The organism is Petrotoga olearia DSM 13574 (assembly GCF_002895525.1).
GTDB classification, from domain to species: domain Bacteria; phylum Thermotogota; class Thermotogae; order Petrotogales; family Petrotogaceae; genus Petrotoga; species Petrotoga olearia.
On sequence record NZ_AZRL01000003.1, the window covers coordinates 24,171 to 40,900 of the forward strand.

Here is a 16,730-nt window from a genome sequence, read left to right on the forward strand (position 1 = left end):
AAAAATACACATGATAGAAGACAGCAAATCGTCCGTATTTTTTATAATTTTTGAATTTACTTTGTTCTTTGTTGTTATGAAAAAAGAACAAAATAACTAGCAAGCAAGATAACAAAAGCCCGATTTTTATGATGAAAATAGATATATTGGTTAGTAGAAGATAAAGTTCTAGAATTTGTGAGAAAGAAGAAAAGGGTAAAAATTACTGAAAAAATTGTTTTAACTTAAGAGACAACTTTTTTCAAAGTTGTTTCTTTTCAGAAAGGATGGTTAAAGTGTGCGAACTTCTTTTGAAAATGGAGAATATTTCCAAATCATTCGACAAAATAAAAGTCCTCAAAGAAGTAAACTTTGAGTTAAGAAAGGGAGAGATCCATGCTCTGGTCGGAGGAAATGGTGCAGGGAAGTCTACTTTAATGAAAATTCTTACAGGAGTTTATAAAAAAGATAGTGGAAATATATTCATTAATGGCACAAAAATAGAAATAAACGAACCAAAAGATGCAAAAGTCAACGGGATCGCCATGGTATTTCAGGAATTCAGTCTTGTGCCTACTTTAACAATTGCCCAAAATATATTTTTAAATCAAGAACCAAAAAACAGATTAGGATTGATAGACGATAAAAAATGTCTTAAAAAAGCTCAAACATTACTAAATAGTTTACATATTGATGTACATCCCGAGGAGACTATAGACAAATATAGTGTAGCTTACTGGCAGTTGGTTGAAATTGCCAAGGCATTGTCCTACAATTCTAAAATTTTAATAATGGATGAACCAACTTCTTCATTAAGTGAAAACGAAACTGAAATTCTATTTGATTTTATGAAGCATCTAAAAGAAAAAGGAATTTCAATTATTTATATTTCACACAGAATGGAAGAAATTTTGAAGATAGCAGATAGAGTTACAATTTTACGAAACGGAGAAAATGTTTTAACTCAAAATAGTAGCAGCTTAACTCTTGAACAAATTATAGAACATATAGTTGGTAGAGAATTAGAGCACGCCTTCGAATGGCAGAAAAGAGATATTGAGAGAAAAGAGCCAGTATTAAAAGTTAAAAATCTCTATTCAAAAAGGCATAACCTTAATAACATAAGTTTTGAGTTATATCCCGGAGAAATTTTAGGCGTAGCTGGTTTAATGGGAAGTGGAAGAACAGAGATTGTAGAGTCTCTTTTTGGGATAAAGTCATACGACTCAGGAGAAATAAGGATAAATAATAAGAAAGTAAATATCAAATCCCCTCAAGAGGCTATGAATGCAGGGTTAGCATTAGTACCTGAAAACAGGAGAACAAAGGGACTGATTTTGGATCATAGTGTAAAAGATAATATACTTCTTCCTATCCTTAAAAAACTTAAAGAAAAATTATTTATAAATGATAAAAAGGGCAGAGATATAACAGAAAAATTAATTAAGACACTTAGTATTAAAACTGAAGGAATTAATCAGAAGGTAAAATTTTTATCAGGTGGTAATCAACAAAAGGTGGTAATAGGAAAATGGACCGCACATCAACCAGAGATTTTTCTTATGGATGAACCAACCATAGGGGTAGACATAGGTGCTAAAACTGAAATAATAGAATTAATAAGAAGCCTTGCTATTGAAAATAAATCAATTGTGATCATATCGTCCGAGTTACAAGAGCTTCTGGCTATTAGTGATAGAATTATAGTATTAAAAAATGGTATGGTTGCCAGGGCTATTAATAGAGAAGATATTTTTTCAGAGGAGGAATTGCAACATGCCGTACAAAAAGGATAGTAAGTTAGTTAGAAAAAATCTAAATTGGCGACAAAATATTGTTTATATTGCCTTCATAGTTGTATTCTTATTTTTTTCTGTTACACTTTTCGATGCAGGATTTTTATCAAAAGTTAATATCCTAAATGTATTTAGACAGACAGCGATAATTGCAGTAATGGGAGTTGGCATGACATTTGTTATATCTACTGGAGAAATAGATTTATCAGTTGGATCAATTACAGCTTTATCATCTTTAACCACCGCTCTTTCGTTAGAAGCAGGATATGGCATAATTTTATCCTCAATAATTGGGGTCGGCACAGGTTTACTTATTGGCCTTGCAAATGGACTTTTGACTACCACAGTTGGTATACCCTCTTTCATTGTTACTTTGGGTATGATGCAAGTTGTAAGGGGGGCTGCAATGTGGATTACAAATACTGCACCAGTGCCCATTATGAATGAATCTTATAATTTTTGGTTTGGTTCGGGTAATATTGGCAGTATACCAGTTTTACTTTTTTGGATGATTTTGATAGGGATAGCTGGTGATCTAGTATATAGAAAGACTACTTTTGGTAGATATACTCTTGCTACAGGAGGAAATGAAGAAGCAGCAAGATATACGGGTATTAATACAAATAGAATAAAATTGCTGACTTTTACACTTTCTGGGGCCTTGGCTGGTTTAGCAGGTATGTTATATGCTGGGAGAATGCAGTCAGGAAGGTTTTCATTCGGTGAAGGTGACGAATTAAATGTTATTGCTGCTGTAATACTTGGAGGAACAAGCCTTTTTGGAGGAAAAGGTACAATAATAGGAACAATCTTTGGTGCCCTTATAATGGGGATAATTAATAATGGATTGATTCTTGCTGGTTTAGAAGTTAGTCAGCAGATGATGGTTAGTGGGCTCATTATAATCTTAGCAGTAGCATTTGGAAGTAAAAAAGAAAAAGAATAGCAGCACATCAAAAATAGGTAAAAAAATACAATAAGTTATAAAAAACGCAATAACAAATAATGATTCTCTTCCAAAAAGTGTGGGTAGAAAAAATGAAATATGAACAAATGATTAAATAATCTGGTATCATTTAAGGAAACACAAAACAGATAAGGAGTGATGCCAGATGAGAAAAGAGTTACCCAAATTCTTTGAACAGATACTGAATATAACAGAGCCATGGTACATAGAAAAGATAGAACAACAAGAAAATACAATCAACATATATGTAGATTTCAAAAAAGGCGCAAAGTTCGAATACAACGGTAAATATTACAGTGCATACGATACAGTTCAAAGAAAGTGGAGACACTTAAACCTATTCCAATGTGAAACATACATACATGCGAGAGTAGCTAGAATAAAAACAGATGATGGGACAAAGACTGTAGAGGTTCGTTAGGAAGGTATCTTGTTGCACATAAAAACGAATATCTCAAACGGTAAAATAGAAGGTATGAACTCTATACTTAGAGGATTTACTAAAAAGGCTTTTAGTTTTAAAACATTAAAGAATTTAAAAATTACTATCTATATTTCCCTAGATAAACTTAATTAACCCCAATTTAATTACCACTATTTTCGTGAGAAATCTGATTTTGAACCATAAAATCGACTTTAAACCCTGGTTAGAAAAAAATTCTAACCAGGGTTTTATTTTTTTACATTTTTTTCAAAAACTGAGAATTAAGTTGTTAATCCATTTTAATCCCCCTTAAACAGGCGAGATCTACTGTAATTGCTAATAATCGGATTTTGTTTTCAAGAGATATAGATATATAATTGGTATGTACATATTTAAAATTTACTAAGAATAATATATACATGTTGTAATATTTTTATCATACAAGTTAACTCTAAAAATCTTATTTGTAGCAGTTTTGAAACATAAACTTTTATAACAAAGAGGGAGTCGGGAATGTACGAAGATTTGAAAAAAGAACTATACAAAGCCCACATGAATCTCGAAAAATACAGATTAGTTGCTTACACAAGTGGAAATGTCAGTGTAAAGGTTAACAATCACGTAATAATCAAACCCTCTGGAATACCATATGACGAATTAAAAGCAGAAGATATGGTAGTTCTGGATATGGAAGGAAACGTGGTAGAAGGTAAACTAAAACCGTCTGTTGATTCTGCCACCCACCTTTACCTTTATAAAAACTTACCTGATGTGGGGAGTATCATTCATACTCATTCACCTTATGCTTCTGCTTTTGCCTTGCTATCACAGCCAATACCTGTTTATAGCACCGCACATGCTGATGTTTTTGGTGTACAAGTACCTGTTTCAAACTATGCACCTGTAGGTTCTGAGGCAATTGGTAAAGCTGTGATTGAAGTTGTTAATCAAGCAAAAGCAGTTCTTTTAAGCAAACATGGGGTAATAGTCATGGGAAAAGATATCAAAGAAGTTATAAGAAAAGCTATCTTTTTGGAAGAAATCGCACAAACAGCTTATCTTGCTAAAACTATTGGAAATCCAGAACCTTTGGACGAAAAAGAAGCAAAAAGATTATATGAATTTCATCACAGTAACTACGGCCAAAAATGACAAAATTAATGGTTTAAGGGGGACAACATATGTATTTAATAGGTACGGATATAGGAACTACTGGAACAAAAACTGTTATTTTAGATGAAAAAGGAAATCTAATTTCAAAAGCAAGCAAGACTTATAAAGTAAACACACCAAAGGCTTCTTGGGCTGAACAAAATGCAGATGTATGGGTAGAAGCTTTCATTCAAACCTTAAAAGAAAGTGTAGAAAAAGCTAATATAAATCCTGCTGAGATAGCTGGAGTATCTTTAAGTGGATTATACGGTGGTGCTGGCGTCCCTGTAAACAAAGATATGAACCCTCTGTATCCATGTCTTATTTGGATGGATAGAAGGGCATCAAAAGAAACACAGTGGGTTAAAGAGAATGTATCACAAGATAAACTATTTGAAATAACAGGAAATTATGTTGATTCTTATTTTGGTTTCACCAAGATAATGTGGATAAAAAATAACTTACCTGATGTTTGGAAAAACACTTATAAATTCGTTAGTCCTAAAGATTACGTTATATATAAGCTTACTGGAGAACTTTCAACTGATTACAGTTCAGCCGGAAACTTAGGTGGGGTTTTTGATATCAGAACAAAAAATTGGTCTGAAGAAATGGGAAAGATTCTAGAAATTCCCATAGAGAAACTACCAGAAAAAATACTAAGCTCCAAAGATATTGCAGGTTATTTAAAGAAGGATATGGCAGCACTTACTGGATTAAAAGAAGGCACTCCCATAATCTCAGGAGGAATAGATGCACCAATGGCACAATTAAGCGCTGGGGTATTGAACGAAGGAGAACATGTATTTATGGCTGGAACTTCCACGTGTTGGGGAACTCTGTTGTACGATAAAAAACCCACCACTCCCCAATTAGTAAATTACCCCTACGTTGTAGATGAAGATCATTTACTCTATACATTTGGTGGTAGTGCCACAACAGGTGCATTAGTAAACTGGTTTATAGATGAATTTGGTCAAATGGAAAAAACTTTTGGTGAACAATCTGGCTATTCTCCTTATGAACTTTTAGAAATGAAGGCAAAAAAAGTACCTTTGGGTAGCGAGGGTCTCTTAGCCTTACCATATTTCATGGGAGAACGATCCCCTATATGGGATCCTGACGCAAGAGGGGTTATTTTCGGAATCACATTGTACCACAAAAAACCACATATTTATAGGGCTCTCATGGAATCCGCTGCTTTCTCCCTAAGACATAACATGCAAACCGCAAAAGAATCCGGCATTAAACTAAATCCAGACTGTTGGATAGTAGGAGGAGTAGCCAATTCTAACCTTTGGACTAAGATCTTTGCGGATGTTACAGGCTACAACATGATCAAATTATCCGACAACATTGAAGCCCCTTTGGGAGATGCGTTTCTCGTTGGACTTGGCACGGGGATATTCAAAAAACCTGAGGAAATCAAAAATTGGATAAAGATAGAAACAACCGTAAACACAAATAAAGACAATTTCGATAAATACGACGAGTATTACAAATTGTTTTTAGAACTATATAACAATACTAAAGAAATAATGCATAAAATTGCCAAATTATAACTTACTAAACAAAACAATCTTTGGAGGTGCAAGATGGTAGATAAGAAAAAACCCACAATTGGAGTATTAGGAATTATGCAGGAACTGTATGACAAAACTTATCCTAAAATAGTTGAAACTCAATCTAACTACGTTAAAGAAGTTATTAAAGAATTAGGAGATATAGCAGAATTCAAATTTATTAAGCCTGCTAGAAATAGAAAAGACATTGAAGAAATAGTTGAAACTTATAACAACGATAATGAAATAGATGGAATTATGATTATGATGTTGACTTACAGTCCAGGTCAAAGAATTGTTCCCGCGTTAAAAAAGAATAATTTGCCGATAATGCTCGCAAATATTCAACCTTTATCTTCTGTAACAAAAGACTGGGATATGGAACTTTTAACTTACAACCAAGGAATACACGGGGCACAAGATAACATGAATGCAATAGTTAGATTAGGTATCAATTGTCCCGTGGTTACAGGAAATTGGAAAGAGGAAGAATTCAAAAACTTTGTGAAAGATTGGAGTCTGGCAGCTCAAGCAGCAAAAGCTTGTAAAAATTTAAGAATCGCAGTTGTTGGAAGAATGCCTGGGATGGGGGATATTACCTTTGATTCATCCGCGTTATTAAAAAAACTTGGAGTTGAAATAGTAGACGAAAGCATGGGGAAGATATATTCTTACTTTGAAAAAGTAACAAAGAAAGAGATCGAAGATGTTAAAGCAGAAAACGCAAAGAACTTTGAAATTGATCCTAATCTAAAAGAAGACCAACACGACTTTGCAGCAAAATTTCAGGTTGCCATTGAAAAGTTCCTTGAAGATAACAGCTACGATGGATACAGTATCTACTTCGATTCCGTAAAAGATGACGGAAGGTTCGAACAGTTACCGTTAATGGCCGCCTCTAATTTAATGGCAAAAGGATATGGATATGGAGCAGAAGGGGATGCACTTGGAGCTGCGGTTGTAAAAATAGGACATATCTTAGGCACTAACGGACATTTCACAGAGATGTATGCTATGGATTTTGAAAGAGACTCCGTTTTTATGAGCCATATGGGAGAAGGTAATTGGAAAGTAGCAAGAAAAGATAAACCAATAAAACTCATAGACAGATTTTTAGGTATAGGAGATTTAAACAATCCACCAACAGTTGTATTCAACGTGCAGCCAGGTGAAGGAACCATAACTTCCTTAGCCCCCTTAAGCGAAGGAAATTTCAGGTTAGTTGTTTCAAAAGGCGAAGTTATAGACAGTGAGAATTATTCGAATGTTGAAATGCCGTATTTTCATTTCAAGCCAGATACAGGAGTAAGAAATGCGATGACTAACTGGCTCAAAAACGGAGGAACTCATCACCAATGCTTTAACATCGGAGATATTACAAGGAGGTGGGAACTGTTTGCAAAAATGGTCGGAATTGAGTATGTAAGGGTATGAAGGAATTTCAAAAACTTCATGGAGGTGGAGAAAATTATGTTAAAGAAAGGTTTGTTTGTTTTAACAGTAGCGCTGATTTTAAGTTCTTTTCTTTTTGCCCAAACAGAGTATATGTCAGGGATACCACGCAATGAAATAATTATTATTGAAAATCCTGACGGAAGAGCCACAGATCCAGATAATTTCAATATTTGGGCTCCTGGTTCTCCCTCATGGTCGCGAGGGTTACAACAGATTTCTATGGATGCATTATGGTATATAGACCCAGATGCCGGTATAGAAGGAGATCCTTGGTTAAATTCCTTAGCAGCTGAACCACCTATTTATAATGATGATTATACTATGATGACCATTAAACTGAGAGAAGGAATCTATTGGAGCGATGGAGTAGAATTTACGGCGGATGATGTTGTCTTTACAGTCGAAACTTTAAAAGCCCATCCTACAATGGCCTGGGGAGCAAACTTTGAAATATATGTCGACCAAGCTTACAAAACTGATGACTACACAGTTGTGTTGAAATTAAAACAACCAAATTCTAGGATGCATGCTACATTTACTGTAAGGTGGTCTGGTTGCTACATAATGCCTAAACATATTTTTGAAAAAGTTGAAAATCCAGAAGCTTATAAATTTAATCCCCCTGTTAGTTTAGGCCCTTACGTTTTGGAATCTTATGATCCAAACGGATACTGGAATTTGTGGAAAAAACGAGATGACTGGGAGAGAAGTACCTTAGGTAAATTATACGGAGAACCAGGCCCAAATTATGTTTTATATATTGGACTATCACAAGAGCGTAGATTTTTAGACCAAATGAAACATGAACTAGATATTGTTCACGATTTGGCACCAGAAGCTGCTATATCGTTAATACAAAATAATCCTTACTCTGTGACTTGGTTCGAAGAATTCCCTTGGGCGCATCCAGATCCGACCCTTATTTCTTTGCTACTCAACCACGAAAAATACCCTTACAACATACCCGAAGTTAGATGGGCTCTTACACTCAGTTTGAATATGCCAGAAATTGCTTTGGCTTCTTACAATGGAGCTGCAACTATTTCACCAATTGCTGTTCCACCTACTGGTAACCATTTAAAATGGTATTTTGACCCGTTAGAAGAATGGTTGAAAGAATTTTATATCGAAGTGGATGGTCAAAAGTTCTTTCCCTATGATGACACAATACCATTCCAGGTTACTGATTTAGCCCAGAAACAATTCGGATATGAAGTACCTGATGATCCTGAGAAAATTAAAGAATCTTTAGGATACGGATGGTGGAAATATTCTCCTGAAACAGCAGAAAAGTTACTTATAAGTCAAGGCTTTACAAAAGATAATCGTGGACGTTGGAGACTTCCAAATGGTGACCTCTGGAGAATCAACATAATTTGTGAAGCAGAAGGGAGACCCATAGCGACAAGAGGAGCAGAAAAAGTTGCTGAACAGTGGAGAAGATTTGGAATTGATGCACAAATTCAAGGTGTTGGTACTGCGATTCTTTGGCCAAATTATTTAAACCCTGGTAATTTTGAAGTGGCGTATGCTTGGAACATAGAAACTTGGGGAGGACATCCAGACCTTTCTTTCTTTCTCCGCACATGGCATTCTGATTTTTACAGAGAGAGTGGAGAGGTCTCGGCAGGTTCTAATTATATTAGATATAAAAGCGACGAATTGGACAAAATAATAGAAGATCTCATAAAATCTGACTTTTTTGATTATGAAGAAAGCATATCTATCGGCTTGGATTTTCTAAAACTAATGGTTCGGGATATGCCTGAAATACCTCTCATGTCATATAATGTATTTACAATTTGTGATGGATATTACTGGACAGGTTATCCTACATCAGAAGATCCTTACACCAATCCTGTCCCTAACTGGGCAAACAGCAAATATATGTTCCCAAAACTTCAACCCACAGGTAGGAAATAGAATTAATTTAGTACTTTTGCCTGCCTAAGATTTTCTTAGGCAGGCTATCCTTGAAAAGACTTATATGTTTTAGGAGGATAAATAATGAAAAAAAATTTAGCCGCTTATATTGTTAGAAGACTTTTACAATTTTTAATCCTTGTTTTTATTAGTACATCTTTTATCTTTATACTTCCTAGACTATCTACTGATACTGGTCCAGTAGAACAAGCTATTGGGCGTGCTATGAGTCAAGGTCAGTACACTGATCCTCAGGCTGTGGAGCATTTAAGAAAAAGTTTAGAAATCTCTTATGGATTAGAAGGAAATATTTTACAACAATACTTTAATTTTTGGAGAAACTTTTTAAAAGGTGATCTGGGACCTTCTTTTGCCTATTTCCCGACACCAGTAACTGATTTGATATTTAATGCGTTACCTTGGACAATAGGACTTTTAGGTACAACAACTATTTTATCTTGGCTGATTGGAAACTGGATAGGTGGTGTGGTTGGCTGTAACCGCAATAAAAAGTGGGCTAGAAGCATCGAAGTTATAATTAATGGGTTCAGACCTTTTCCTCATTATATACTAGCTTTAATCCTTTTAATTTTCTTTTCTTATATTTTACCAATTTTTCCCTCAGGTGGAGCATACCCCCCTGGTACAATCCCAGAATTGAGTTGGGGTTTTTTCGTTATTGTAATTAAACACGCTTTTTTACCAGCGCTTTCCCTTTTGATTCTAGGAATAGGAGGATGGTTCCAAGGCATGAGAACATTAGTTTCCCATATTATTAAGGAAGATTATGTAGTTTATGCAAAATTTGCCGCTATCAATAAAAAAGAAATATTTAGAAATTATATTTTGAGAAATGCCATGTTACCTCAAATAACCGGATTAGCTCTTCAATTAGGAATGCTTTTTAGCGGAACGCTAATAGTTGAAATTGTTTTCAATTACCCAGGTATTGGATTCTTAGCTTATCAAGCAATTTTAAGATCAGACTACAATTTAATTATGGGAGTTACAATTTTTTCTATAGTTGCTGTCGCTTTGGGCACCTTGATAGTTGATCTATTATATCCTTTAATTGATCCTAGAATAACATATGTCAAATAAAAAGGTGGTGAAATTGTGAATTTAGTGAATTTAATAAAAAATGACATAAGATTTAAAATTGGTTTCATCTTAATGATTATCATAATTTTTTTCTCTTTGCTTTCTTTTTTTAGCCCGATAGATCCTTTTTCAACGTATTATGCTCCTGTTAATCGTCCACCAAGCAGAGATTATATTTTTGGTACCAATTCTAAAGGTCAAGATCTTTTCTGGATGACCTCGTATGCTTTTCGTAACTCCATAATTTTTGGTTTAATAACTGCTTCTATTTCAAGGATAATAGCTTTGCTTTTTGGAACAGTTTCTGGTTACAGAGGAGGAAAAACTGATAATATCCTTATGATTATTAATGACAGTTTTATTACTCTTCCTATTTTGCTTGTTATGATATTAATTGCAATGGTCTTTCGAAGACTTCCGTTCTTTTTATTAGCAGTGGTCTTAGGACTTTTTGGATGGCCTTGGGATGCAAGATTGTTCAGATCTCAAATATTAAGTCTAAGAGAAAGAAAGTTAACTTATACTGCAAAATTTTCTGGAATGAAGACTCTTAATATTATTTTCAAGATATATTTTCCCCATTTGACTCCTGTTTTCTTTTCAACTTTTATTAATAATATGATATGGTCCCTAGGTTTAGAAGTAACTTTATCTGTTTTGGGGTTAACTAGTCTTCAAACTCCAACTATTGGTACTACGATTTATTGGGCAAATCAACATCAGGCATTAATACTTGGTATTTGGTGGTGGTTGGCTATACCAATAATAGGAGCCATCGTACTTTTTACTTCTTTGTATCTTATAACAATAAGTATGAACGAATATGTAGACCCAAGAATGCGTGTTCAAGGAGGAAATTAATAAATGACATTGTTAGAAATTAATAATATTAATGCTTATTACATACATAATACCCAAAAAACTAGAGCGGTGGAAAATGTCTCTCTTTCCGTTGAAGATAATGAAATTATTGGTATTGCAGGTGAATCTGGTTGTGGAAAATCAACGTTGGTGAAAACAATCTATGGTGCTATTGAACCTCCGCTTTATTTGGAAAATGGGTCGGTTATTTATAACTTCAAAAATTTAAATTCTAATGCAAATATAACTACTGATAATATTCCTCTTTTTTGGTGGAAGAAAATTTCTTATATTCCCCAAGCTTCGATGAACGTACTAAACCCAGTAAGAAAAATTAAGAAATTTTTTGAAAATTTGTGGACCGCTCACAAACAAGATTTGAGTTTTAAAAATTATCAAAAATTATTAAGTACCCATCTAGAACATCTTGGACTACCCTTAAATATTTTAGAATATTATCCTCACCAATTATCTGGCGGAATGAAACAAAGAGTTATTATAGGAGCTGCTTCTTTATTTCACCCTGATTTGATAATTGCAGATGAACCTACTTCTGCACTGGATGTAGGTGTGCAATTAGATGTATTACGCTTACTATTAAAGATACAAAAAGAAAGTGAAAATACTATTATAGTAGTAGCTCATGATATGTCTGTAATGGCGAATTTTTGTACGAAAATCGCTATTATGTACGCGGGAAATATTGTTGAAATTGGTAAAACACAGGATATTTTCAAACATTCTTTACATCCTTATACCAAACTTTTAATTGATTCTTTACCAAAAATAGGAGACAAAAGAGGATTAAGAGGAATACCAGGAAGCCCTCCTGACTTAACTTCACCACCTTCAGGGTGCCGATTTCATCCACGTTGCCCATATTCTTTTGAATTGTGTAAAAAAGTAACACCGAAGATGAATGAAATTTCGTCAGGACATCAAATCTCTTGTCATTTGATTGATAGGGGTGAAAGAAATGAAAGAAAATAAAGAACTTTCAATTCAAAACGTCACAAAAATTTTTTCTCAAAGAATACTCCTAACTAAAGAAGAATTTAAAGCTGTTGATGACGTTACTTTAGAAATATCTTTAGACCCTCCTGAGATTTTCGGATTAGTGGGAGAAAGTGGAAGCGGAAAAAGCACTTTAGCAAATATTCTTCTTCAAATAATTTATCCGGAGTTTGGAAAGATTTATTTAAATAGCAAAAATATAGCTAACTTTGAAATTACCGAGTTTATGAAATATATCCAACCAATATTTCAAGATCCTTTTGATTCATTTGATCCTATGAAAAAGACAGATCTTTTTATTTATGAAACGATCAAAAATTTTAATATAGCAAAGGAAAGGCCTGCAATAGAATCTCTTATAAATGAATCTTTAAAAAATGTTGGCTTAGATTATAAAACAGTTAAAGGAAAATATCCACATGAATTTTCCGGTGGACAACTTCAAAGAATTGCAGTAGCTAGAGCCTTAGTTGTTCATCCGTTACTTTTAGTAGCTGATGAGCCGGTTTCTATGCTAGATGCATCTTTACGAATTTCTATAGTCAATTTATTTAAAGAACTAAAAGAAAAACATAATTTAAGTGTTTTGTACATTACTCATGATTTATCTACGGCGTATTATATAAGTGATAGGATGGGAGTTATGTTAAGAGGTAATTTGGTAGAAATAGGGAATGCAAAAGAAATTTTAGATAAGCCCTTACATCCTTATACTCAGTTTTTGAAAGAAGCGGTACTCGAACCCGATCCTGACAAGAAAAAAATCACCTTAGAAGAATCAGAAGAGCAAAGAATGACTGTCATCTCAGAGTATCAACAAAGAGGATGTAAATTTGTTAATAGATGTCCGAAGGCTACAGATATTTGTAAAGAAAAAGAACCTGGATATTATTCAATTAAAAGCAGAAAAGTAAAATGTTTTTTATATGAAAACTTCAAATAATTTGATTTATCTAATTAAATTCAAAAGCATAAAAATCATTGAAAACGGAGGTATTTAAAATGAAAAAAGCAAAAATGCATATAGACAAAAACTTTGTGATTGATAAGGTAGATAACAGACTTTTTGGTTCTTTTATAGAACATCTTGGTAGAGCTGTTTATACAGGTATATATGAGCCTAGTCATCCTAAAGCAGATGAAAAAGGGTTCAGAAAAGATGTAATAGATTTGGTCAAAGAATTAAACGTTTCTATTGTTAGGTATCCAGGAGGAAACTTCGTTTCAGGATACAACTGGGAGGATGGTGTAGGTCCAAAAGAGAAAAGACCTAAAAAACTTGAATTAGCCTGGCGCTCCTTAGAACCAAACGAATTTGGTACCAACGAGTTTATAGAATGGTGCAAGTTAGTTAATACAGAACCTATGATGTCAATTAATTTAGGTACCAGAGGAATAGATGAAGCTAGAAATTTTGTTGAGTATTGCAACTCCCCTGAAGGAAGTTATTACAGTGATTTAAGAAAACAACATGGTTACAATGATCCACACAACATAAAAGTATGGTGTTTAGGGAATGAAATGGATGGGCCATGGCAAATTGGACACAAAACGGCATTAGAATACGCCAGACTGGCAGAAGAAACCGCTAAAGTGATGAAATTAGTTGATCCAAATTTGAGTTTGGTTGCTTCTGGAAGCTCAGGATGGCACATTCCAACTTTTGGTGAATGGGAAGCAACTGTACTCGAGCATACTTACGATTATGTTGATTTTATTTCTTTGCATGCCTACTACGACAATTATGAAAATAACATAGAAAACTTCTTAGCAAAGTCTATTAATATGGATTCATATATAGAATCAGCTGTAGCTGCATGTGATTATGTAAAAGGTCGTAAGAAAACTAACAAAACAATTTATATATCATTTGATGAATGGAACGTCTGGTTTCATTCAAGAAAAGAAGATGAGAAAGTTGAACCCTGGCAAATTGCTCCACCATTACTGGAAGATGTATACACTTTTGAAGATGCCTTGTTGGTAGGTTTAATGCTAATTACGCTCCTAAAACATGCTGATAGGGTTAAGATAGCTTGTTTAGCACAGTTGGTAAATGTAATTGCCCCTATTATGACAAGAAAAGGTGGAGGTGCATGGAGGCAAACGATATTCTATCCATTCATGCATGCCTCTAACTTTGGAAGAGGCACTGTTTTACAACCAGTCATTTCAGCTGAAACATATGACACTAAAGATTTTAAAGGTGTTCCATTTGTTGATGCTGTTCCTGTTTTTAACGAAGAGAAAAGCGAATTAACGATATTTGCAGTAAATAGGGCACAAGATAAGATGGAGTTTGATTGTGAATTAAAAGGATTTGAAAATTATTCTGTGATAGAGCACATAATTTTAGAAAACAATGATCTTAAAGCTGTAAATACAGAAGATAATCCAGACAACGTTAAACCTCACAACAATGGAAACGCCAGAAATGAAGGAGGAAAAGTAAAAGCTGAATTATCACCACTTTCTTGGAACGTTATTAGATTAAAGAAGTAAATGAATTAATGACCTCCTTGCACAATGGTGAATACCCACTTCAGAAATAGGCAAAAGCAACGATTAACGATGGTAAAGTAAGCTAAGGCAAGAAGAAAAGGAACTAAAACGCTGGATAATTATCCAAAATACTCTTTGAAAATCGAGAAATAAGGAGGAAGTTCATGGCCACATATTACGAAAAGCAAAAGGCAAGAAAAGTAAGAAAAATATGGGCCCAAAGTGATGCTTTACGTATGGGTATAGGGTGGGATGAATATGATCTAGAGAAGCCATATATTTTAGTTGAAGATACATTTGGCGAATCTCATCCTGGGAGTACCCATCTTAATAAATTAACAGATCAAGTAAATCAAGGGATAATAGAGAAGGGTGGCAGACCATATGATTTCCATGTCACCGATATATGTGATGGATGGGCTCAAGGTCACAATGGCATGAACTATATACTTGCATCCAGAGAAGTAATTGCTGATATTGTGGAGATACATGGTAATGTAAATCCATTTGATGGTATGATTTTAATTTCATCTTGTGACAAACCTATTCCAGCTCATCTAATAGCAGCAGCTAGGTTGGATTATCCAACTATTTTTGTTCCAGGTGGATCAATGAGACCAGGTCCATATATGACAACTTCAGGTAGGGCCGGAGAAATAAGCTTAAAAGAAAAACAAGGATTAATTGATGATTTTGAGGTCATGCAATATAAAAAGACAGGATGCCCTTCTTGTGGTGCGTGCCAATTTATGGGGACTGCAAGCACTATGCAATGTATGGCAGAAGCATTAGGCTTAGCTTTACCACGTACGGCTTTATCTCCTTCTACCATGATAGATATATTACATACATCAAGACAAGCAGGTAGAAAAATTATAGAACTTATGGAGAAAGGCATTACCGCAAGAGATATTTTAACTCCTGAGGCTTTTAGAAATGCTATTATTGTACATGCGGCAATTGGAGGTTCAACGAATGCTATGATTCATCTTCCAGCCATTGCACACGAGTTAGGTTGGGAATTAGAAGTGGAGGAATTTGATGAGATTAATAAATTTATACCACATTTGTGTAATATAGCTCCAAGCGGAAAGTATCCAACAGAAACCTTATGGTTTGCAGGGGGAATTCCAGCTGTCCAAGAAGAACTTAAGGAATATTTAAATCTGGATGTTTTGACAGTGACTGGAAAAACATTGGGTGAAAACTTAAAAGATATTAAAGAGTCTGGTTTTTACGATAGAAATTTAGGATATTTATTTAATTATAATCTGAAAAAAGAAGAAATCATTACACCTATAAATAAATGTGAAGAGTACGGTTCAGTAGCTGTATTAAAAGGAAACATTGCTCCTGAAGGTGCAGTCATAAAATATTCGGCAGTTTCAGACGACATGATGTATCATGTAGGAAAAGCTAGAGTATTTAACAGTGAGGAAGATTGTAATAAAGCTGTAGTGGAGAAAGCAGTTGATGCTGGAGACGTTCTTTTTATCAGATATGAAGGACCTAGAGGTTCAGGAATGCCTGAAATGTTTATGACAACTGAAGCCATTATGAATGATCCAAAACTAAGATCCTCAACAGTACTAATAACTGATGGAAGATTTTCTGGTGCGACAAAAGGGCCGTGTGTAGGGCACGTATCTCCGGAAGCAATGGTAGGTGGACCAATTGCTTTTGTTGAAGATAACGATTTAATTGAATTAGATATTAATAATAGAAAATTAAATATCATTGGCACTGATGGACAAGAAATGGAAGAAAAGGACATTCAAAAGATATTAGAAAAGAGAAAAGAATATTGGGTAAAGCCTGATTATTCAAGTAGAAGGGGAATTTTTAAAAAATATACAGAGAGAGCTACTTCAGCTATGAAGGGCGCATATATGGAGTGATAAAATCAATAATGAAATTTTACAAAGCAATCTATACACTTAAAGTTTTAGTTATGATTTTGGAGAAGAGCTAGAAGTGCATTTTAATGTAAACCT

14 protein-coding genes are annotated in these 16,730 nt (G+C 34.3%); all 14 read left to right on the plus strand.

The window, feature by feature from the left end:
• Nucleotides 1-266: 266 nt before the first annotated feature.
• The 14 genes from X929_RS00535 (at nt 267) to ilvD (ending at nt 16,634) form a co-directional block, all read left to right on the plus strand.
• Nucleotides 267-1,775, plus strand: a complete 1,509-nt coding sequence (locus X929_RS00535; RefSeq protein WP_103066126.1) for an ATP-binding cassette domain-containing protein — start codon at nt 267-269, stop codon at nt 1,773-1,775.
• Nucleotides 1,756-2,721 carry an ABC transporter permease gene (locus X929_RS00540; protein ID WP_103066127.1) on the plus strand — a complete coding sequence of 322 codons (966 nt, stop codon included), beginning with the start codon at nt 1,756-1,758 and terminating at the stop codon, nt 2,719-2,721. The genes X929_RS00535 and X929_RS00540 overlap by 20 nt, the downstream gene beginning before the upstream one ends.
• Nucleotides 2,722-2,887: 166 nt before the next feature.
• A complete protein-coding gene (locus X929_RS00545) occupies nt 2,888-3,163 on the plus strand; it encodes a hypothetical protein (protein ID WP_103066128.1) in 276 nt (91 codons plus the stop codon).
• Nucleotides 3,164-3,175: 12 nt separating this feature from the next.
• Nucleotides 3,176-3,319 carry a transposase gene (locus tag X929_RS09955; protein WP_169924903.1) on the plus strand — a complete coding sequence of 48 codons (144 nt, stop codon included), beginning with the start codon at nt 3,176-3,178 and terminating at the stop codon, nt 3,317-3,319.
• A 360-nt stretch (nt 3,320-3,679) separates the two neighbouring features.
• Nucleotides 3,680-4,318 (plus strand): L-ribulose-5-phosphate 4-epimerase, encoded by a 639-nt coding sequence (locus tag X929_RS00550; RefSeq protein WP_103066129.1) that lies wholly within the window; start codon nt 3,680-3,682, stop codon nt 4,316-4,318.
• A 29-nt stretch (nt 4,319-4,347) separates the two neighbouring features.
• Entirely contained in the window at nt 4,348-5,880 is a 1,533-nt protein-coding gene (locus X929_RS00555; protein ID WP_103066130.1) for an FGGY-family carbohydrate kinase, read from the plus strand.
• Between the two features lie 33 nt (nt 5,881-5,913).
• Complete coding sequence (locus X929_RS00560; RefSeq protein WP_103066131.1) at nt 5,914-7,314, plus strand: L-fucose/L-arabinose isomerase family protein; 1,401 nt, start codon at nt 5,914-5,916, stop codon at nt 7,312-7,314.
• 36 nt (nt 7,315-7,350) lie between these two features.
• A complete protein-coding gene (locus X929_RS00565) occupies nt 7,351-9,258 on the plus strand; it encodes an ABC transporter substrate-binding protein (RefSeq protein ID WP_169924904.1) in 1,908 nt (635 codons plus the stop codon).
• Between the two features lie 84 nt (nt 9,259-9,342).
• Nucleotides 9,343-10,359: an ABC transporter permease gene (locus X929_RS00570; RefSeq protein ID WP_103066133.1), complete on the plus strand. Its 1,017-nt coding sequence runs from the start codon at nt 9,343-9,345 to the stop codon at nt 10,357-10,359.
• 72 nt (nt 10,360-10,431) lie between these two features.
• Complete coding sequence (locus X929_RS00575; protein ID WP_103066319.1) at nt 10,432-11,220, plus strand: ABC transporter permease subunit; 789 nt, start codon at nt 10,432-10,434, stop codon at nt 11,218-11,220.
• Between the two features lie 3 nt (nt 11,221-11,223).
• Nucleotides 11,224-12,210: an ABC transporter ATP-binding protein gene (locus tag X929_RS00580; RefSeq protein ID WP_103066134.1), complete on the plus strand. Its 987-nt coding sequence runs from the start codon at nt 11,224-11,226 to the stop codon at nt 12,208-12,210.
• The gene (locus X929_RS00585; RefSeq protein ID WP_103066135.1) at nt 12,197-13,177 is read left to right on the plus strand and encodes an ABC transporter ATP-binding protein; all 981 of its coding nucleotides are present in this window, start codon (nt 12,197-12,199) and stop codon (nt 13,175-13,177) included. The genes X929_RS00580 and X929_RS00585 overlap by 14 nt, the downstream gene beginning before the upstream one ends.
• A 59-nt stretch (nt 13,178-13,236) precedes the next feature.
• A complete protein-coding gene (arfA, locus tag X929_RS00590; protein ID WP_211286703.1) occupies nt 13,237-14,736 on the plus strand; it encodes an arabinosylfuranosidase ArfA in 1,500 nt (499 codons plus the stop codon).
• A 164-nt stretch (nt 14,737-14,900) separates the two neighbouring features.
• Entirely contained in the window at nt 14,901-16,634 is a 1,734-nt protein-coding gene (gene ilvD, locus X929_RS00595) for a dihydroxy-acid dehydratase (protein WP_103066136.1), read from the plus strand.
• The last annotated feature ends 96 nt before the right edge of the window (nt 16,635-16,730 follow it).